Annotated in this window: 18 protein-coding genes; 8 read left to right on the top strand and 10 right to left on the bottom strand. The window is 34.4% G+C overall.

What is annotated here, in order from left to right:
- The first annotated feature begins 89 nt into the window (after window positions 1-89).
- A complete protein-coding gene (metG, locus tag BT156_RS16205; RefSeq protein ID WP_072411620.1) occupies window positions 90-2,126 on the top strand; it encodes a methionine--tRNA ligase in 2,037 nt (678 codons plus the stop codon).
- Window positions 2,127-2,311: 185 nt separating this feature from the next.
- Here metG and BT156_RS16200 read toward each other — a convergent pair whose 3' ends face one another.
- Window positions 2,312-3,016, bottom strand: coding sequence for a class I SAM-dependent methyltransferase (locus BT156_RS16200; protein WP_072411618.1), 705 nt, complete (start codon window positions 3,014-3,016; stop codon window positions 2,312-2,314).
- Between the two features lie 217 nt (window positions 3,017-3,233).
- On the opposite strand from BT156_RS16200, the gene BT156_RS16195 reads away from it, so the two are divergent.
- Complete coding sequence (locus BT156_RS16195; protein WP_072411616.1) at window positions 3,234-4,376, top strand: vWA domain-containing protein; 1,143 nt, start codon at window positions 3,234-3,236, stop codon at window positions 4,374-4,376.
- Between the two features lie 194 nt (window positions 4,377-4,570).
- Window positions 4,571-6,025 (top strand): sigma 54-interacting transcriptional regulator, encoded by a 1,455-nt coding sequence (locus BT156_RS16190; RefSeq protein ID WP_072411614.1) that lies wholly within the window; start codon window positions 4,571-4,573, stop codon window positions 6,023-6,025.
- A gap of 190 nt (window positions 6,026-6,215) precedes the next feature.
- Here the strand turns inward: BT156_RS16190 and BT156_RS16185 are convergent, their stop codons facing one another.
- The 4 genes from BT156_RS16185 to BT156_RS16170 form a co-directional block, all read right to left on the bottom strand.
- A complete protein-coding gene (locus tag BT156_RS16185) occupies window positions 6,216-7,808 on the bottom strand; it encodes an MFS transporter (RefSeq protein ID WP_072411612.1) in 1,593 nt (530 codons plus the stop codon).
- Between the two features lie 90 nt (window positions 7,809-7,898).
- The gene (locus BT156_RS16180; protein WP_072411611.1) at window positions 7,899-9,026 is read right to left on the bottom strand and encodes an HlyD family secretion protein; all 1,128 of its coding nucleotides are present in this window, start codon (window positions 9,024-9,026) and stop codon (window positions 7,899-7,901) included.
- Between the two features lie 24 nt (window positions 9,027-9,050).
- Window positions 9,051-10,361: a TolC family protein gene (locus tag BT156_RS16175; protein ID WP_072411609.1), complete on the bottom strand. Its 1,311-nt coding sequence runs from the start codon at window positions 10,359-10,361 to the stop codon at window positions 9,051-9,053.
- 89 nt (window positions 10,362-10,450) lie between these two features.
- Window positions 10,451-11,296: a helix-turn-helix domain-containing protein gene (locus BT156_RS16170; RefSeq protein ID WP_072411607.1), complete on the bottom strand. Its 846-nt coding sequence runs from the start codon at window positions 11,294-11,296 to the stop codon at window positions 10,451-10,453.
- 70 nt (window positions 11,297-11,366) lie between these two features.
- On the opposite strand from BT156_RS16170, the gene BT156_RS16165 reads away from it, so the two are divergent.
- Window positions 11,367-11,840 carry an Mpo1 family 2-hydroxy fatty acid dioxygenase gene (locus tag BT156_RS16165; RefSeq protein ID WP_072411605.1) on the top strand — a complete coding sequence of 158 codons (474 nt, stop codon included), beginning with the start codon at window positions 11,367-11,369 and terminating at the stop codon, window positions 11,838-11,840.
- Between the two features lie 83 nt (window positions 11,841-11,923).
- On the opposite strand, the gene BT156_RS16160 is transcribed toward BT156_RS16165, so the two are convergent.
- Window positions 11,924-12,991: a DUF2891 domain-containing protein gene (locus BT156_RS16160; protein WP_072411603.1), complete on the bottom strand. Its 1,068-nt coding sequence runs from the start codon at window positions 12,989-12,991 to the stop codon at window positions 11,924-11,926.
- A gap of 159 nt (window positions 12,992-13,150) precedes the next feature.
- On the opposite strand from BT156_RS16160, the gene BT156_RS16155 reads away from it, so the two are divergent.
- Window positions 13,151-14,035 (top strand): DUF4349 domain-containing protein, encoded by an 885-nt coding sequence (locus tag BT156_RS16155; protein ID WP_072411601.1) that lies wholly within the window; start codon window positions 13,151-13,153, stop codon window positions 14,033-14,035.
- Window positions 14,036-14,087: 52 nt separating this feature from the next.
- On the opposite strand, the gene BT156_RS16150 is transcribed toward BT156_RS16155, so the two are convergent.
- The 4 genes from BT156_RS16150 to dnaA all read right to left on the bottom strand — a co-directional run bounded on the left by BT156_RS16150 (window position 14,088) and on the right by dnaA (window position 17,303).
- Entirely contained in the window at window positions 14,088-14,465 is a 378-nt protein-coding gene (locus BT156_RS16150; RefSeq protein ID WP_072411599.1) for a hypothetical protein, read from the bottom strand.
- Window positions 14,466-14,537: 72 nt separating this feature from the next.
- On the bottom strand, window positions 14,538-15,236 hold the full coding sequence (locus BT156_RS16145) for an SAM-dependent methyltransferase (protein WP_066750425.1): 699 nt from the start codon (window positions 15,234-15,236) through the stop codon (window positions 14,538-14,540).
- Window positions 15,237-15,275: 39 nt separating this feature from the next.
- Window positions 15,276-15,731 (bottom strand): low molecular weight protein-tyrosine-phosphatase, encoded by a 456-nt coding sequence (locus BT156_RS16140; protein WP_072411597.1) that lies wholly within the window; start codon window positions 15,729-15,731, stop codon window positions 15,276-15,278.
- Between the two features lie 117 nt (window positions 15,732-15,848).
- Window positions 15,849-17,303 (bottom strand): chromosomal replication initiator protein DnaA, encoded by a 1,455-nt coding sequence (dnaA, locus tag BT156_RS16135; protein WP_072411595.1) that lies wholly within the window; start codon window positions 17,301-17,303, stop codon window positions 15,849-15,851.
- 135 nt (window positions 17,304-17,438) lie between these two features.
- Between dnaA and BT156_RS16130 the strand changes: the two genes are divergently transcribed.
- The 3 genes from BT156_RS16130 to BT156_RS16120 all read left to right on the top strand — a co-directional run bounded on the left by BT156_RS16130 (window position 17,439) and on the right by BT156_RS16120 (window position 19,868).
- Complete coding sequence (locus BT156_RS16130) at window positions 17,439-17,849, top strand: acyl-CoA thioesterase (RefSeq protein WP_072411593.1); 411 nt, start codon at window positions 17,439-17,441, stop codon at window positions 17,847-17,849.
- A 117-nt stretch (window positions 17,850-17,966) separates the two neighbouring features.
- Window positions 17,967-18,815 carry a prephenate dehydratase gene (gene pheA / locus BT156_RS16125; protein ID WP_072411655.1) on the top strand — a complete coding sequence of 283 codons (849 nt, stop codon included), beginning with the start codon at window positions 17,967-17,969 and terminating at the stop codon, window positions 18,813-18,815.
- A gap of 315 nt (window positions 18,816-19,130) precedes the next feature.
- Complete coding sequence (locus BT156_RS16120) at window positions 19,131-19,868, top strand: hypothetical protein (RefSeq protein ID WP_072411591.1); 738 nt, start codon at window positions 19,131-19,133, stop codon at window positions 19,866-19,868.
- Window positions 19,869-19,955 lie beyond the last annotated feature (87 nt).

Below are 19,955 nucleotides of genomic sequence, written 5' to 3'. Positions count from 1 at the left end.
TCACAAACAATTTTAAAGCTTTTTAAACAGAGACTAGCAAGAGTTTCTGAGAGATAATCCGTATCTTTGCAGATAAAATTTTACTATAAATGTCAAACAGAAAGATGATTACGGCAGCTTTGCCTTATGCAAACGGACCGGTTCATATAGGACATTTGGCAGGTGTTTATATTCCTGCGGATGTTTACGCAAGATTTCAGAGAAGATCAGGAAAAGATGTCGCGTTTATCTGTGGTTCAGATGAGCACGGAATTCCTATCACCATCAGAGCAAAAAAAGAAGGAGTTACTCCACAAGATATTGTAGACAAATACCACGAGATCATCAAAAAATCGTTCTCAGATCTTGGGATCTCTTTTGATGAATACTCCAGAACAACATCTAAAAATCATCATGACACAAGTCAGGATTTCTTCAAAGTTCTTTATGAAAAAGGGAAATTTACAGAAGAAGTTTCTGAACAGTATTTTGATGAACAGGCTAATGAATTTTTGGCCGACAGATATATCGTTGGAACTTGCCCTAATTGTGGAAACGAAAATGCGTACGGAGATCAGTGTGAGAGATGTGGTTCTACCCTTTCTCCATCAGAACTGATTAATCCAAAATCAATGTTGAGCGGAAATGTTCCGATTCTTAAAGAAACTAAGAACTGGTATCTTCCATTAAATGAATATGAAGATTTCCTTAACGAATGGATTATTGAAGGTCACAAAGACGATTGGAAGCCTAACGTTTACGGACAGGTTAAATCCTGGTTAAACGATGGGTTAAAACCTCGTGCCATGACCAGAGATCTAAACTGGGGAGTTCCTGTTCCGCTTCCAAATGCAGACGGAAAAGTATTGTATGTTTGGTTTGATGCGCCTATTGGATACATTTCTTTCACCAAAGAATGGGCAGCGAAAAACGGAAAAGACTGGAAAGATTACTGGCAGAACGAAAACAGTGATTTAGTTCACTTTATCGGAAAGGATAATATTGTGTTCCACTGTATTATTTTCCCTGCGATGATGAAGGCTCACGGAGATTATATTATGCCAACCAACGTTCCTGCTTTTGAATTCTTGAATCTTGAAAACGATAAAATTTCAACGTCAAGAAACTGGGCTGTTTGGGCTCATGAATATGTTCAGGATTTCCCGGGACAGCAAGATGTATTAAGATATGCTTTGCTTTCTTCTGCTCCTGAAACGAAGGATAATAATTTTACTTGGAAAGATTTTCAGACTAAAAATAATTCTGAATTAGTTGGAATTTTCGGAAATTTCATCAATAGAGTTGCCGTTCTTATTCATAAATATTATGATGGAATCGTTCCTCAAGGAGATGTAAACGCTTCTGAGTTACAGGAAATCAATAAATCAGCCAAAGAAATTTCAGCATTCTTAGAAAATTATGAATTCAGAAATTCTTTAACGGCTTTAATGAATCTGGCACGTTTCGGAAATCAATATCTTCAAACAGAAGAACCTTGGAAAACCATCAAAGATAATCCTGAAAAGGCTGCACAATCATTATTTGTCGGAGCTCAGATTGCTGTTGCTTTAGCTCAATTGTGTGAACCATTTATGCCTTTTAGTTCCGAGAAATTATTGAATATGTTTAACGTTGAAAAATCAAACTGGAGTGATGTTGAAACTAAAAATGTTTTAATTGAAACAGGCCATAAAATCAACGAGTCATCACTTCTTTTCTCAAAAATTGAAGATGATGTAATCGAAGCTCAGATTCAAAAATTAGAGAATACCAAACAAAACAATAAAAAAACAAACCCTAACGCAAATCCTATGAAAGAGGAAATAACTTTTGATGATTTCACGAAAATCGATTTAAGAACAGCTACTATTATTGAAGCTGAAAAAGTTGAGAAAGCTGATAAATTATTAAAACTGACTGTTGACACTGGTGTTGACGTAAGAACAGTTGTTTCCGGGATTGCAGAAAGTTTCACTCCGGAAGAAGTTATCGGAAAGCAGGTAATGATCTTATTAAACCTTGCTCCAAGAAAAATCAGAGGAATTGAATCTCAGGGAATGTTGTTATTAACGACAAAACCAGACGGAAAATTATCTTTCGTAACTCCAGATGATTCTCATGTAGAAAACGGTATTGAGATAGGATAATCTTCAATATTTTAGATAAAGAAAGACGCATAGATTTTATGCGTCTTTTTTGTTTTCTAGTTTTGTTTAAATTATAGAGATGCTTCGACTTCGCTCAGCATGACGATGCTACAAAATACCGTTTAGTATTAGAGATGTCATGCTGAGCGAAGTCGAAGCATCTCTGTTTTCACTTTATTAAAAAACTATTTCTTAGTCAATTTTGCTAAATAAGAATCTTCATCCTGCATTACTTTTTCAATATTGAAACCATTGTTTTCAGCGGCATTTTGTAGGGTAAAAAAGTCAAGATACAGCCATTTTATCGGGTTTTCCGATTCACCTTTGTAATGAACAATATAATCTAACTCACCGTAATACCCTCCTGCGGGAATATAAACTCCACCATCATAATCTTTGTCGAACATGTACAAAATATCAGTGCTGTCGATGAGAATCTGACCGTTTTGGTTCAATAAAGAATGAAGTTTTTTAAGATAAATATCAATTTTCTCAAGACTTTCAAAAATCCCGGTTCCGTTCATTAATAATAGGATCGTGTCGAAAGTATGATCTGAAAAATTAAGTATGTTTTCATAAACTGCGTTTTTGATTCCTCTCAGTTTACAAACCTCAACAGATTTTGGAGAAATATCCAAAGCTAACACATCAAGATTTCTTTCATTCTGAAGATATAATGAATGTGAACCCGCTCCCGCTCCAATGTCCAGAACTTTTCCCTGAGATAATTCCAACGCTTTTTGTTCGATATCATTCATCTCTTCAAAGTCTCTGAAAAGATATTCCACCGGAAGTTCATCCAGTTCGGAAATTGAAGTTTCAGTTTGCAGATCTTCGGGATTTTCGTTGTGAAAATAATCCCAGATCGCTTTACCCATTAAATCTTTCATGTCTTATTTTAATGAAGCAAAGATAAGGGTTTTGGAAAAGAAAGTTGAATTAGGTAATAATAAAATAACGCAAAAAACTTTACAAACAAATCTAATTTGATTGGCATACATACTGTTCCTATTTCTATCACCATCATTACTATTTTCTATTTTCCCAACCCTAATCTTGCAAAAATATTTCCATAACTTGTAGTGTTTTAAACAGCATCAACATCTTATGACAAATAAAGATTTTAATTATCAAAAAGGATATACTTTCAGTAAACATATTCCGGAAGATATATCGCCTTTTGATCGGGTATTTGATGTTTTCAAGGATTTGCTGACGCATACTTCGGGTGATATTGAGGAAGCCTTTGACTGGCTCGATATGCTTGATAAAGAATATAATATTTTCAATGATGAATATACTCTTGAAGATTTTGAAGCAGACTTAAAAAAACGCGGATACATCAAAGAGGAAGAAGATTCTAAAGACGGCAATTCAGGATCAGGAAAAGGTAAAAATATACTGACCGCCAAACTTGAAGCTGCTTTGCGCGAGTATGCCTTAGATCAAATCTTCGGAAAACTCAAAAAAAGCGGCGTAGGAAATCATCGCACCACAAAAACAGGCGTCGGAGATGAACGGGATGGTGAAAACCGTAATTTCCAATATGGAGACGATCTTTCATTGGTGAATATGACCGAAAGTCTAAAAAATGCTCAGATCAACAACGGAATTTCAGACTTACGACTGACAGAGGATGATCTTATTGTTGAGGAAACCAAACATAAAGCGCAAATGAGTACTGTGCTGATGATCGATATCAGCCACTCTATGATTTTATATGGCGAAGATCGTATCACACCCGCCAAAAAAGTAGCCATGGCATTAGTGGAGTTAATCAAACGAAAATATCCAAAAGACTCCATCGATATTATTGTTTTTGGAAATGAAGCCTGGCCGATCAAAATCAAAGATCTGCCCTATTTACAAGTCGGACCTTATCATACCAACACTGTTGCCGGGTTAGAATTGGCAATGGATATTCTTCGCAGAAAAAGAAATACCAATAAACAAATTTTCATGATCACCGATGGAAAACCAAGTTGTATCAAGCTTCCTACGGGAGAGTTTTACATGAATAGTGTCGGTTTGGATGAAAAAATTGTCAACAAATGTCTCAACAAAGCAGCAGAAGCAAGGAAACTTAAAATTCCGATCACCACGTTTATGATTGCACAAGATCCCTATCTTCGTCAGTTTGTCAATGCATTTACTGCTCAAAATCAAGGAAAAGCCTTTTTAACAGGCCTCTCCGGTTTGGGCGAAATGATTTTTGAAGATTACGAAAAAAACAGAATAAAGAGAATTTAAGTAAAAGGCTGGAAGTTGGAGGTTAGAAGTTAATAAAATATACACCGAACCACGAAGTGGTTCAATAATAATAGCCTCGGGTAAAACCCGGGGAAATAAAAAATCAAAAATAAACATTAAATATTATACCCAAAACCTCAACTATCAAAATTAAGCCCTCCTCCATCCAACCCTCAGAAATAATAAAATTTAAAATGAAAAACGATATTACATTCAAAGAATTAAAAAATTCAGGATACGTAGATAAAACAATCAATGAAGAAATTCAGGCTAATTTAATTGCAAAAATTAAAGCTAAAGAACCTGTATTTGAAGGACTTTGGGGTTATGAAGATTCTGTGGTTCCACAATTGAAGAAAGCTATTCTTGCTGGACATCATATTAATTTATTAGGTCTACGCGGACAGGCAAAAACCAGAATTGCAAGAAGCATGGTCAATCTTCTTGACGAATATATGCCGATCGTAAAAGGATCTGAAATTAATGACAGTCCATTTCATCCGATTTCAAAATATTCAAGAGATCTTATTGCAGAACTTGGTGATGAAACTCCCATTTCATGGGTACACCGCTCCAACCGTTTCTTTGAAAAACTGGCGACTCCGGATGTAAATGTTGCGGATTTAATTGGTGATATCGATCCCATCAAAGCAGCAACTTTAAAACTGCCTTATTCCGATGAACGTGTTTTACATTACGGAATGATTCCCCGCGCCAACCGTTCTATATTTGTATTGAATGAATTGCCCGATTTACAGGCTAGAATTCAGGTTTCTTTATTTAATATTTTGCAGGAAGGTGATATTCAGATCCGCGGATTTCAATTGAGAATGCCTCTTGATATTCAGTTTGTTTTTACGGCAAATCCGGAAGATTACACCAATCGTGGAAGCATTGTTACTCCTTTGAAAGACAGAATTGGGTCACAAATTTTCACTCATTATCCAAAAACAATTGCTCTTGCCCGACAAATTACCGAACAGGAAGCTGCCATTTCAACTCAAGATCAATCACAGATACAGATTCCCAGTTTAGCGAAAGATCTTTTGGAACAGGTTGCTTTTGTAGCCCGTGACAGCGAATATGTTGATGCCAAAAGTGGCGTAAGTGCAAGACTTACTATCAGTGCAATGGAAAATTTAGTAGCTGCAGCAAAATTACGTTTAATTGAATCAGACGCTGACAAAACTACGGTTCGCTTGCTCGATTTCATGTCGATTATTCCGTCAATTACAGGAAAAATTGAGCTTGTATACGAAGGCGAGCAGGAAGGTGCAGATTATGTAGCTAAAATACTGATTGACAAAGCAGTCATGATACAATTTGAAAATATTTTCCCACGCATTTCTAAACTGGAAAAAGACGGAATTAAAAACCCATACACTGATTTAATTAAATGGTTCAACAAAAACCATTTTGAACTTAATTATACAGATACAGACGAAGAATTCAACAGCAAACTCAACAGCATCGCTCCTTTGGTAGACGTTGTTGAAGAGAATACTTCAGAATTAAGTATTGAAGATCAAAATTTCTGTAAAGAATTAGTTTTGTGGGCATTAACGATCAGTAAAAAATTAGATAAAGCTGAAAATCAAAATACTTTCACATTTGATTCAACGGGAATTGGGCAGTTTTTGAGAAATTAAGATTAAAAATATATAACTTAAAAAGGTTGTTTCAAATATTTTGGAACAACCTTTTATTTTAATAACCTTGCAATATCAATAAATCTAAACCTAACAGATTTTTATTACACCTTTTTTGATTTAATCATTAAAAAAGTAAAACCCCATCTTATGATAAAATGGAGTTTTACAAATGAAAAACAAGGTATCGTTATATCGTAGGTCCGGCTGCATCTTTTATATCTTCTATTAATCTTTTCCGTTCTCTTAATCTTCTTCTTGCGATCACCGATTTTCCGCTCAACATTCTTACGAATCGGACATAGGTAAATTGTTCTCTTCCAAAATGATGCGTTATAATGTAAACCAAAACTCCAAAACCGGCAAGAATTACATATCCGAATATCTTTTTATTGGCAGCAATTATTGCATTTAATTGTATCGTTTTCATATTGGCTGCTACATTTTGAGGCGTAATGGTCATTCCATCCATATAAACTGCTAAGTCTCCAATGGCAACAACCTGAAACTGATATTGAAACCAAGAATACAAAGCCGAAAAGAGTCCTACTGCAAAAAATGTTCTCCATACCAATACCAATCCGATGGCGGCTAGCATGTCGTCTAGCTCTAGTTTATCCAATGTGTAAAACCAGACTGAGATGAAAAGTGAACCCATTCCATATCCTTTCAGGAACATCGGCAGATACCATCCGTCATAACTGAATTCTAAGACCATCGAAAAGTACATAATAATCACATAGCCCATCATCGCTGAAAAGCCAGAAAAGATGAACATTTTCAATGGAATTTCTTTTTTAAACCAAAATATAGCTGTTGCTCCCGCTAAAACCAGTCCGGGAATCATTAATAAATTTAATCTCGCATTCGTTAATTGGTCATAGCCCAACACGCCGACGGCAAATGTATTTTGAATAGAGGTTGTTCCTAAAAACATTCCCAGACACAGCAACATAAATAAACCGTGCTGAACATTATTTTTTGAAAATATAGTGAAAGATAAATAAGGTCTTTTTAATGTTAATTGTCTCAATACCAACGATGCAAAACTTACAAAAGCTCCTATGCTAGCATTGATAATATTTTTTGAATTCAGCCAATCCTGCTGTTTCCCAAAAGAGAAAACATACGCAGAAAACATGAATGTTGAAATGAAAAGTAAAATACTTAACCAGTCAATATAATGTAACGGAACTTTTAACGCAAAATATTTATCATGCATAAAAATCCAATGTACAAGAGCCAAAATAAAACAGAAAACAGAGATTAAAATATAGAATTGCTTCCAATTATATTGAATAGAAACTTCTACCGCATAATAAGCTACCACTTGGTTCATCACTAAAACAAACGTATAAAATGCTCCGTAAAACATTCCTCTGTTACCAATCATCACCATTAATGGTAAGAACAATTCTATTGTAACCATCATTTTTAAAAAACCGATAATTAATGAGGTAAAAATGAAGATCATCGGATTAAAAGTAGTCGCATTCAGATAGCTTAACAAGCCTAAAAGAACCAATAAAACAATCATTTTATCACGAACTTTAAACCTCATTTTCATTCTCATCACAATAGGCATACACGCTCCCATTCCAATCGTTGTAGCATAATTTGCCCACATGAAATATTCGGTCATCGCACCGGTACCGCTCACTACATAACTGATATTTCCTGTGTAAACACCACCTAGCGGCATCACCACAGCAAGCAGCAATACAATCAGCAAAAGCTGTATGGGTTTTGGTACCCAATTGTGATATAGTCCTTTGTTATACATTTTAATAATTAATTATTTTGATTGTGAATTGTCAATAAATCAATTGTGAATTTTCCTATTCAAATTGACATATTCACTTTTCACAATTGACTATTGATTAATACTGATATTCATATTCATTCCCGCGCTCAGTTTAGCGATATCTTCTTTTTTATTAGAATTCGTAAACTCGATTCTTACAGGAATTCTTTGCTGAACTTTAATAAAGTTTCCGGTAGAATTATCCGTCGGTACACTTGAATATCTTGAACCCGTTGCTGCAGAAACTGCCGTTACAGTTCCTTCAAATTTTTGTCCGCCCAAAGCATCTGCCGTCATCATCATTTTCTCTCCAATCTTGATATTAGGCATCTGACTTTCCAAAAAGTTGGCGGTTACCCATTTTTGACCATTTAAAACTATCGTTGCAACTTGCTGACCCGGTTGAATTAATTGTCCTTCTGAAATCGTTCTTCTTCCCATCACGCCATCGTAAGGCGCGGTAATTACGGTATAAGAAAGGTTGATCTTAGCCATATCCAAAGCTGCTTTTGTTCTTTTGATCTCAGCATCATTGATTCCTAATTTACTCTTAACTTCCGTCGTTGAAAGATTGGCAGATTGTTTTTGATTAACAAATGTTTCATATGCTGCTTTTTGAGCATCATATTCCGTTTTTACCTGATCGTATTGTTGTCTTGTTACCGCTTCTGCAGTTAAAAGATTTTTATATCTGTTTAAATTCTGTTCGGCATTCCAAAGTCTCGCTTTTGCTCCGGCAATATTAGATTCCATTACACTTACGTTATTGGAAACGGTATTTACTGATGAAGAAGTCGCCGAACGTTGCGCCAAAGCATTTTGATACGCCGCTTCTGCCTGTCCTAATTGTGTGATAATCTCACGATCATCCAGAATAGCCAGCGTATCTCCTTTTTTTACGGGTTGATGCTCAATGAATTTAATTTCTTTAATATATGCCGAAACTCTCGTATTGATTGGGTTGATAAATTCCTCTACCTGAGCCGACTCGGTATACGTTTTATCTCCAATATGGAAATATTCCCGTACCAGCCAGAACAATCCGAAACCGATCAGTAAAAAGACGATCGTGTTTGAAATAATGGCTCTTATTTTATTCTTTTTATTTTCTCTCTTTTTTTGAGCAGTACTTGGTTTTTCAGGAGCCTGAACCGTTTGTGGCGCTATATTTTGAGTATTTTGTTCCTTGTTTTCCATTGTCTTGATTTTAATTTTAAAAGATTAAAGTGTTCCTGTAGATTTCAAAAGATTGTAATATTGATACAAAACGTTGATCTCTGCATTCGCAAAATCCAGTTCAGATTGTAGTTTTTGGTTTTGAGCATCAATCATTTCAGCCTGTACAGCCAATTGATTCAGATATTTAGCTTCCGTAATTTTGTAGTTCTCTTCTGCTAACAACTTAGCATCATTCAGAATATCAGCCTGTTGAATTGATTCCTGATATTTAACATACGCAGCATTCACACCCATATCAATATTTTGCTGAACCAACGTTATGGCATCATTAGCCTGATTTTTCTGTAACTCTCCTAGCTTTACTCTTTCTTTCGTTTTATACAGATTATCAATATTATAACTCAAAGAAATACCGGTCTGCCAACCTCCCGAATACATATCCAAGACAGGATTTCTCGTCGTAATCGGTCTTTGCAAAGTATATCCTCCAAAACCTGCCACTGTGGGCATTTTATCGGTTTTAATGATCTCTATATTTTTATCTGCAACATCAATATTGGTCTTTGCAAATCTCATTTGTGGATTGCTGTTGTGGGCTAAATCAAAATAATAATCCATCCCTATTCCAGATTCTTTGTTGGTTAAACTTTCAATCGGAATAATCTCAGTATCAGACGGTAAACCTAAAGCGATACTTAAATTATAATTAAGTATTTTCTTGTTGTTCGCCAAAGTTAAAATTCCCTGATCTAAGTTTTTGATCGCCAATTCTCCACGGATCACCTCATTTCGGGTAACCATTCCTTGTTGATAGAATTTTTGAATGTTTTTCAGACGTTCCTGAGCCAGTTTTTTGTTGTTTTGAAAAACCGATTCTTGATTTAAAATTTTATAGACATCCAAATAATTAGAGATCACTAAAAATTTCACATCCTGTTTGTTTTTCTCTAAATCTAATTCTGATAATTGCTCACGAAGTCCGGCCAATTCTATAGACTTATTCACCAATCCACCTTTAAAGATCAGTTGAGTCGCCTGCACCGCATAAGAACTCCCATAATGAGGCATTGGAATGTTTGTAGAGTTTGAAAAATCTTTGTCGATTGCCAAAACATTTCCCAAATAAAACTGACTTGTAGAAGCTGTAATTGTGGGCAACTTCTGCAATTTTGTAACATTCGTATTTTGCTTTGCAATGTCGATATTCTGCGCCGAAATTTTTAATTGCTGATGATTTTGTACCGCCAGTTCGGCGACTTCATTCGCTGTCAGCTGTTTAATTTCTTGTGAAAAAAACAGCGCAGGAAATAATGCTATCACGAGTGATAGTGCTGTTTTTATATTCTTAACCATTTTACCTTGTTTTACGAGTACAAAGTTACGGTGGTTATGAAGTCAAACAAATGTTTGAGAATTGGAAAAAGATGTTCAAATGTAATATTTTACGTTTCGAACTGATTTCGATATTGGCTCGGACTCACCTCCAAATGCTTCTTAAAAAAGTGAGAAAATGAGTACTGATCACTAAATCCCAAGATCGATGAAATCTCTGAAACAGGCTTTTTAGAGGAGTTTAAAAGCACTTTGGCTTCATTCATTACAATCACGGCTATAATCTGGCTTGCCGACTTCCCTGTTATCATCTTCACTACCGAAGAAAGATGTCTCGTTGTAATCGATTGTCGTTCGGCGTAGAACTCAACCGATCGCTCTGTGAGATGATGTTCCGCAAGATCTGTCAGAAAATTAAAAACGATCTCCTCCTGTCTCGACATCTGACTCATTGAATTATTATCTTCTTTAGAAATAATTCCCGCCATTTGATAGCAAAACACTGAAAACAAATGTTCTACCATTTCTTTTTTATAGGTCATTTCGGTAGGAGAATCCAGAATGTATTTTAAAAAATTGACACTTTTCCAAACAACATCCATTTCGTCTTGCAGAAAAGGAACGCCAATATTCATCTGTTGTCTAAAGTAGCGATACGTAATTAATCTATTGAATTTCAATGATAAAGCTGAAATAAAATCCCTTTTATAAGAAACCATTCTCGACTGGAAATCATCGCTTACAGAAACCATTTCATAAATTGTTTGTGGGTCTGTTACCATAAACATATTCTCAGAAAGCTCCAAATCACGAAAATGCTGTTTGAGCTTTATTGTTCCTGATTTAATGAAAATAAAAGCAGGGTTATCTGGTCGAAAAGGCTTATCGGCAGAGATCCTTTCGAAAATATTATGTTGTGTAAAAATCTCTACTCCAAACTTTTCTAAGACAGACATAACACAAATGTAAGCAATATGCTCTGCGATTACAAAATTTTATTAATTTAGTATTTTCCAAATTCCTGCTATGAGAAAGATTGATTTACTATTTGCTGAATATGCCGAAAGCCATAAAAATTCAACCAATAAGCTGATTCACTGGATCTGCGTTCCTCTTATTTTCTGGACGATTTTAGGATTTATTTCTCTTATCCCCTCAATGTCAATTTGCTTCAGATATATTGGCTGTATCAGTTATGTAAGTCTTTTTGCAATGCTTTTAGTAACCATATTTTACATGAGACTTTCTTTTTTAATTGGTCTGATTATGCTTTTTGTAATGACCTTAATGGAACGTTTCGCCTACGGAATTAATATTCGTTTTAAAGAAAATTCTTGGATTGTTTATCTTGCTGTTTTCATCGTCACTTGGATTTTACAGTTTGTAGGCCATAAAATTGAGGGTAAAAAACCATCTTTCTTAAAAGATTTACAATTTCTTTTAGTAGGACCAATCTGGCTTTTAAGTTTTGTTCTTAAAAAACTGGGAATCAAGTATTAAATACCCTTTTTTCTAGATTGAAAGCTGGATGCCGGAAGAGTGAAGTTTATCCCGTGTAAAAAATTTCCGACCTCACGACCTTTTTAATCTTCCAAAGCATATACTGCAAAACTAGACAGCCAATGATCACCACCATAATTTCCCTGGAAAAGAAGTGGAAGTCCGTTGTTTAAAAATACATTTGCCGTTTTTTGGAATTCCTTTTTTAATGGATGATGATCGGGAAGAGATTTTGCAATCCCTTTCATACACCATGCTTTTGTAAAGGACAAACCAACCAAATGAACCGTTTGATAATCAGACAAATCGCTTACAACAGGAATTTTTTCGATATTCTCTAAGCTTCGTTTTTCATAGAAGTTATCTAACCAATTTACAAATTCTTTTTGAGGAAGAACTCTTCTCATCAAATCCGCAATTTCTAAACTTGGAGAGAAGAAATCTGAGCCGTCGGGTTCTAAATAAGCAGGTGTTTTGGTATTATTTAAGTAAAAATATTTCGCCCTTTCTATTAATTGGGCTTCAAAAGCTTTATCACCGGTTGCTCTTGCCCAATCGAGTGCAAAAACCATTGCAAAAGCGGTATTCGGATGAACTCCCGTTCTGTTCGGATACGTTTGTTTAGGTAAATAAGTCTTCCACGAATTTAAAATCTTATCCGTTAAAGGTTTCAAATTCTGATGCCAGATTTTAGCTTTAGGATTATCCCAAGTCGCTAATTCTTCATCAAGTTTTAGCACCCAAGCCCAGCCATAAGTTCTTTCAAATGTTGCAGTTAACTCATATTTTGTAAAATAATCTGCTTCTGTCTGGAGATTTTCTTTTTGAAATGAGTTGTCAAGAATCTTTTCAATCTCTTTTGCATTCGCTAAATTAGGTTTCGTTTTCAGTAATCTAACCAACATCCAATGTCCATGAACAGAGCTATGCCAATCAAAACAGCCATAAAAGCTGGGGTGCAGATCTTTTGGAGTTAAAGGAACTTCTTTTTCATTATTGATAATATGTGCCGTTTTATTCGGGTACTCCTGATTGATGCAATGGATGGGTTTATCTGCCAATTTCATCGCCATTTCATCGGTAAGTTTTGGAACTTCCTGAGCGTACATTAAAAATGGAGAAAATACAAATGCTAAAAGACTCTTTTTCATTCAATAAAAATATAAAATAATTTGATTTTCTAATGACTTAAACAAATAAAAACCTTCACAACCAAAACATTTTCATCAATTCATATCAATTATTAAAAATTTCACATCAAATTACAATTTTAAGCATAGTTTTTGATAAGAATTTATCAAAACTTATTCATGAGAAAATTACTTATCCCTTTATTTTGCCTTCTTCTTATTCATTGCAAAAAAAATGAAATGCTTGCCGATGAATCGCCAAAAGCCATGATGATTTCGGTTCCTCATGACAGTGATAAAGAAATTTCGGAAGAATATACTAATAAAGCTCCTACTCCTCCAAGTTCTATTTCTGAAAAAGCAGTTTCTGAAAACGAACCAATTTCAACTCATAAAACTGACACAATTTCAAAGAAAATCATTAAAAATGGTAATTTAAGAATTCAGGTTGGGGATATTAAAAAAGCTCAGAATCAGACGTCTGAAATTTTGAATAAGAACCAAGCTTACATTCAAAAAGAAGAATTTCGAAACACAGATACTGATGAAAATTTAAATTTAGTTATCCGTGTTCCGCATAAGAATTTTGATGCATTGATCAATTCATTTTCTGATGGAATGGGTTCTGTTTTGTCTAAAAATATTTCATCCGACGATGTCACTGAAGAATATACAGACGTTTCTATAAAATTAGCAAATAAGAAAATCTATCTTGAAAAATATAGAGACATGCTTAAAAGCGCAGCCACGACTAAGGATATTCTTGAAATTCAGGAAAATATACGTGAACTGGAAGATGAAATTGATGTTTCGGAAGGCAGACTTCGTTTCATCGATGACAGAGTGAATTACAGCACATTAAATTTAAGTTTATATAAAGAAAAAGTGAGAAGTTCAGCCACTTCAAAAATCGGTTTTGGAAGCCGTTTCGGAGATTCAATTACCGAAGGCTGGAATAGTTTTGTGAGCTTTGTTCTCGGAATTATTTCTTTTTGGCCATTCTTTTTATTAATTCCATTAATTATTTTACTTTGGAGAAGATGGAAAGCAAGAAGAAAAAAATAAAGAAAAATCCGAATATTGATTAATATTCGGATTGTATTTTTTAGCTTAAAACTTAAGCATTAAAGTGATTTTTCACTGTTTCCAAAACCTGTTCATCAGACATCTGCTGTGCAGTATCTAATGTAATATCCAGATTTTTGAACTGAGCTGTATCATGAAGATAATGCTTTAACTCTTCCTGAATCTTTCCGGGACCTGTAATATAAACTTCCTGAGAATTTGTCAATAAGTGCTCCACTTCTTTAAAGAATTTCACTTTATTCGTTCTTTCAGCATTGTTTCCTGCATTTTCGCTTGAATTTCCATGTTGAACTTCTGCTTTTACCGGACTGCAAAGAAAAAACTTAAATGCATTTTGAGCATCATGATTTTTAACAACTACAGCTTTCTCGCTGTCGATCCAAAGTCCTGCTAATTTTTTTTCAGACATAATTTAATTTTTTGATGTTATGCTGTTTAATACACAAGAATGATGCAAAGCTTACGTTAACGCATGTTAAAGTTATTTACCTAAAACAAAAACAGCCGGAATTTTATGAAGTTCAGGTTTTTGTTTCTGCCATTCTTTAATGGTTTTGGTTTTGATAAATTCATGTTCAGGATCGTTGATATTAGCTGCAATACAAAGCTTTGTATTAGGAGAAAGAAATTTAGTTAGATCTTCAAAAAGAGCATTGTTTCTGTAAGGCGTTTCCATAAATATTTGAGAATATCCAGTTCTCTGAACCAAGCCTTCCAACTGTAAAATTTGCTTTTTCTTTTCCCCTTTTTCTATTGGTAAATATCCATTAAAGCTAAATTCCTGACCATTAAAACCACTTGAAATTAAAGCCAAAATAATAGATGAAGGCCCTGAAATTGGGACAACACGAATGTTTTTTTCGTGACACCATTTTACGATCAGGTTTCCGGGATCAGCAATGCATGGGAGTCCTGCTTCGGAAAGCAGACCGAAATCCTGACCTTTCAACATTAACTCCTGAGCTTCTTTGATATCTTTATTTTCGGTGTATTTATCTAATAAAAATAGTTTTAAATCTGACTGCTTTTTTTCAGGTGCAAAAAATTTCACAACCTTTCTTGCAGTCTTCTCGTTCTCTACAAAGAAATAGTCCGTCTGCATGATATAATCTTTCAATACGGGCGAAAAGTGAGTAATAGAAGTATTTTCAGATAAATAAGCCGGGAGTAAAAAAAGCATTTTTATTAGAATTATAAGTTATTAATTATACGTTTGTTGCTAGTTGTTTGTTTTTAGTTGATTGAGAATTGCATCGCAACCTTTATCAAGCAATTGGAAAACATTTTCAAAATCATTCATATCGCCCCAATACGGATCGGGAACTTCAGAATTTTTAAGATTTTCTGCATTTTCTAAAAATAATGAAATTTTTTGACGCTGTTCATCATTTTTAGCTTTTGAAATCACATCTTCATACACCCGATGATCCATACAATAGATCCTATCAAAGGTTTCAAAATCTGAGCTTACAATAGGTCTTGATTTTTGTTTTGAAATATCAATTCCATGATTAGATGCCGTTTTCACAGCTCTTTCATCAGGATGTTCACCTTCGTGCATTGAAATTGTGCCTGCCGAATCTACAAAGAAATTTTCAGGAAGCTTTGCTTTCATAATTCCTTCTGCTAAAGGACTTCTGCAAATATTTCCCAGACAGACCATCAGTATTTTCATGCTATTGAATTTAAAAGATTGAAAAATTTAATGCTTACAATATTTTATTCTGACAAAACTAAATAAAAAATGAAGAATAAAAATTATTCTTCATTTTCTTTATTTTAATTAAAAATATTAATGTTTTATTCTTTCCGCAAGATCCTTAACATATTTTTTAACTTCCTTGTCGATCTTAGAAACATCTTTGATCGTATCACAGGCATACATTACTGTAGAGTGGTCTTTTCCGCCCATTTCTTCACCAATTTTAGTGAATGTTGCGTTGGTAAGCTCTTTAGCAAAATACATCGCCAATTGTCTTGGAAGAGCGATCTCTCTTTTTCTTGTTTTAGATAAAAGCTGCTCTCTCTTAATTCCGAAATAATCACATACAACATCCTGAATATAAGGAATATTGATGATTTTTTTCTGGTTTGCAGCAATCTTATTGATCGTATCTTTTAATAATTCAAGGCTTAACTCAGATTTGTAAATCGTGGAATAAGCAATTACAGAATTGATAACTCCAATAAGCTCTCGTACGTTTGTTTTAGCTTCAGCAGCAAGGAAATCCAACATATCTTCTGTAAGAACGATCCCGTCTCTGCTTAATTTATCAACAATAATTTTCTTACGCGTCTGTAAATCAGGAGATTTTATCTCTGCAGAAAGTCCCCATTTGAAACGGGAAACAATTCTGTCCTGAATATCCATAATATCAACAGGAGCCTTATCAGAAGTAAGGATAATCTGTTTTCCATTTTGATGCAAATAGTCAAAAATATGGAAGAAACTGTCCTGAGTAGCAGATTTCCCGGAAAGGAACTGAATATCATCAATAATCAGAACATCCACCATCTGGTAAAAGTTTGCAAATTCCGTCTGTTTGTGCGCTTTTGCTGCTGAAATAAACTGTTGAATGAATTTTTCAGAAGACAAATAAAGAACGACTTTATCAGGAAACTGGCTTTTAACTTCAAGACCAACCGCCTGTCCTAAGTGCGTCTTTCCTACTCCATAACCTCCGTATAAAAACAAAGGGTTGAAAGCCGTTGCACCAGGTCTTTTTGCGATAGATCTTGCTACTGTTGCAGCAAATTTGTTGCTTTCTCCTTCAACATAATTATCGAAAGAAAAATCAGATTTTAAATTAGAATCAATGTTTATTTTCTTGATTCCAGGAACCACGAAAGGGTTTACAATATTCGAAGAAAAACCCTGAGGCATTGTTTCCTGCATTTTCGGAGTGGGAACACTTTTCCCTTTCATGTTCATTGTAACGGGTTTTTCTAAACCATTTGGCTTATTTTCCATTACAGAATACCATAATTTTACTCCTTTACCTATATTTTTTTTCAGGGCAGCAGAAAGTAAGGACAGGTAATTATCCTCAATATATTCCTTGTAAAAATCACTCGGAACCATCAATGTAAGGTTATTGTCAACCAATGAAATTGGCTGCACCTTATCAAATAATAAGTCGAAAGATTTCTCAAGTTTTTTTAGATCAGAACTATCTTCAGCTGCGTTAAGATTGTCACGCATAAACTGAAGGCACCTCTGCCATATCATCATTAAATTGTCATCCATTTTTATGCCCCGATTAATTCTTGGTTAGTACTTTTTTTAGGAGGAAGACAAAGGTCGAATTTTTTATCTGATAAAAAAATTTTGGAGGTATTGATTATTTAAAAATATATTTGTATGTATAATTAAGCATTAAAAATGATACACACAACACACACAATACGAGTACGTTACGGAGAAACAGACCCAATGAAATACGTCTATTACGGCAACTACGCAGAATACTTTGAAATTGGCAGAGTTGAACTTTTCCGAAGCATAGGAATGTCATATGATGAGATTGAAAACCAGGGAATTTGGCTGCCCGTTTCAGAGTATAAAATTAAGTATCTGAAGCCTGCTTTGTATGACCAGGAATTAGAAATTCATACCTTCATAAAAAAAATTCCGGGGGTGAAAATTGAATTTTTTTACGAAATTTACAATGCAGAGCATATTAAAATTACCGAAGCGTCCACCACTTTATTCTTTTTAGACGCAAAAATGAATAAAATTATTAAGTGCCCCGATGCTCTTATGAAACTTATTGAAGAAAATTGGAAGTCTTAGGGTTTAGGGTTTAGGGTTTAGTGTTTAGTGTTTAGTTAAATAACCTGAGTTTAAATTTTTATTGCCATATTTGAACTTTGATTCAAAAAAAATATAGAATTTAATATAAAAAATATGATGAAGATTGCATTTTTGGGTCCTCACGCAAGTTTTACGCAGCTTGCAACTGCTCAATTATTTCCAAATGAAGAACTTTTACCACAGGCTAATATTTTAGACTGTTTCAATGCGGTTGAGAAAGGTGAAGTAGATAAAGCGGTGGTTCCGTTAGAAAATTCAATTGAGGGTACAGTTTCAATGACGTTGGATTATTTATATAAAACTTCTTCGATAAAAATTGAGGCCGAAGCGGTGATGCCAATTGCCCACCACCTGATGATTCACCCTGACAATAACGCTAATGATATCGAGAAAATCTATTCTCATCCTCAGGCCTTGGCTCAGAGTTTTCATTTTTTGGATACGAATTATAAAGAGGTGCAGAGACAGGATTTCTCTTCAACCGCGGCGGCTGCAAAATATATTTCTGAGCATCCCGAGCTTAAAAGAGCAGCAGTTGCCAATCAGTTTGCTGCCAATTTGTATGGGTTGAAAATCATTAACAGGAATATTCAGGATTTTGAACAGAATCATACCCGTTTTATTATTATATCAAAAGAACAGAATATTTACAATAATGATCAGCTTGAAGTTATTGGCGAAAAATCAGGATTACTGATTACCTTGCCGGAAGATCATGCAGGAGGCTTGCATCAGGTATTATCTGTCTTTGCATGGAGAAAGATGAACTTAAGCAAAATAGAGTCCAGAACTTTAAAAACAGGTCTTGGAAATTATTTTTTCTTCATTAATGTTGCAGGAAAATGGGATGCCGTTTTACATGAAAACGCTTTAGAAGAATTAAAATCAATCAATGCAAATGTAGATTTTTTGGGGAATTATAATGAATTTCTCCTGGAAAGCTAAAGTCACAAATTTTCTTATTTATCAGTAATACTGTCACATTTTATGACAGTATTATTTTTTTTTCAATTAAAATAATTAACCGAATAGTGACTTATTAATTGATTTTTTTTAACCTAAAAGCTTTATTCGATATTTCATATTCATACTAATAACTAAATTATATATAAATTTTAAACACATATCAAATATATAGTTAAAAATATTTTATAAATTTTGAATTAATGTTAAAATAAAGTTAATCACACGGGCATGATTTTTGCTTTAAAAAGTTCTGAAAACTAACTGATTTGACCATAACTAATTAATTTTTTTAACATGAAAACTAAAGTTTGTAGTGCAATTTTATCCTTAATTGCTATTAATACTTTTTCGCAAGTCGGAATAGGAACTTCAACTCCTTTAGCGATGCTAGATGTCAACGGAACAATGAAAATTAGGAGTACTCCTATTGCTCCCGCTCTTCCAGGATACCAGATTCTGGCGGTAAACCAAAATAGTGGCGGTGACTTTATGGTTGCCCAGGTAAATCCTCAACTTATTGTTGATGCGGCTGTAAATGCCATCAATACAGCAAATGCAAATACAAGTGTATACTCTGCTAAGAAAACAACAGGTATTACTTTGTTAAGTTTAGGGCTTTTTCCAACGGGATTTAGAGCCGTAGATTTTTTACAGGCAGAAAGAACTTTAGGAAGTACATCTTTATTTTCCGATACGGATAATAGTTATACCGTTCCTACAAGTGGAGTTTATGCAATTGGATTTTCTTTCCGATACGGAACAGGACTTCAGGCTGCCGTTTTATCAAACTCACCAGGAGTAGGAATTCTAAGAACACGTGCTGGCGTTGCAACTCTTATTGACAGCAGAGCATTCAGTGGGGCTAATCTTCTTTTATTAAGCTTAACGATCTCAGAAACAAGTCTAAACTCTCTTTACACTCTACAATCTGGAGATAAGATCACCTTTGGACTTACAGGATCTTCAGTGCTTGATGCTGGATTATTAGGCTCTAGCACAGGTTCTTTCTATATTTACAAAGTATCGAACTAGAAAATTACTTTTACTTTAATCACTCTATATAATTAATCCATCGCATGTTTTATGTGATGGATTAATTCTTTGTAACCTTACCGAATT

Origin of the sequence: Chryseobacterium limigenitum, assembly GCF_900114875.1 — a bacterium.
In the GTDB taxonomy this organism is placed as follows: domain Bacteria; phylum Bacteroidota; class Bacteroidia; order Flavobacteriales; family Weeksellaceae; genus Chryseobacterium; species Chryseobacterium limigenitum.
The sequence above is the reverse complement of the archived record's forward strand: the minus strand, read 5'-3'. Positions and strand labels throughout refer to the sequence as shown.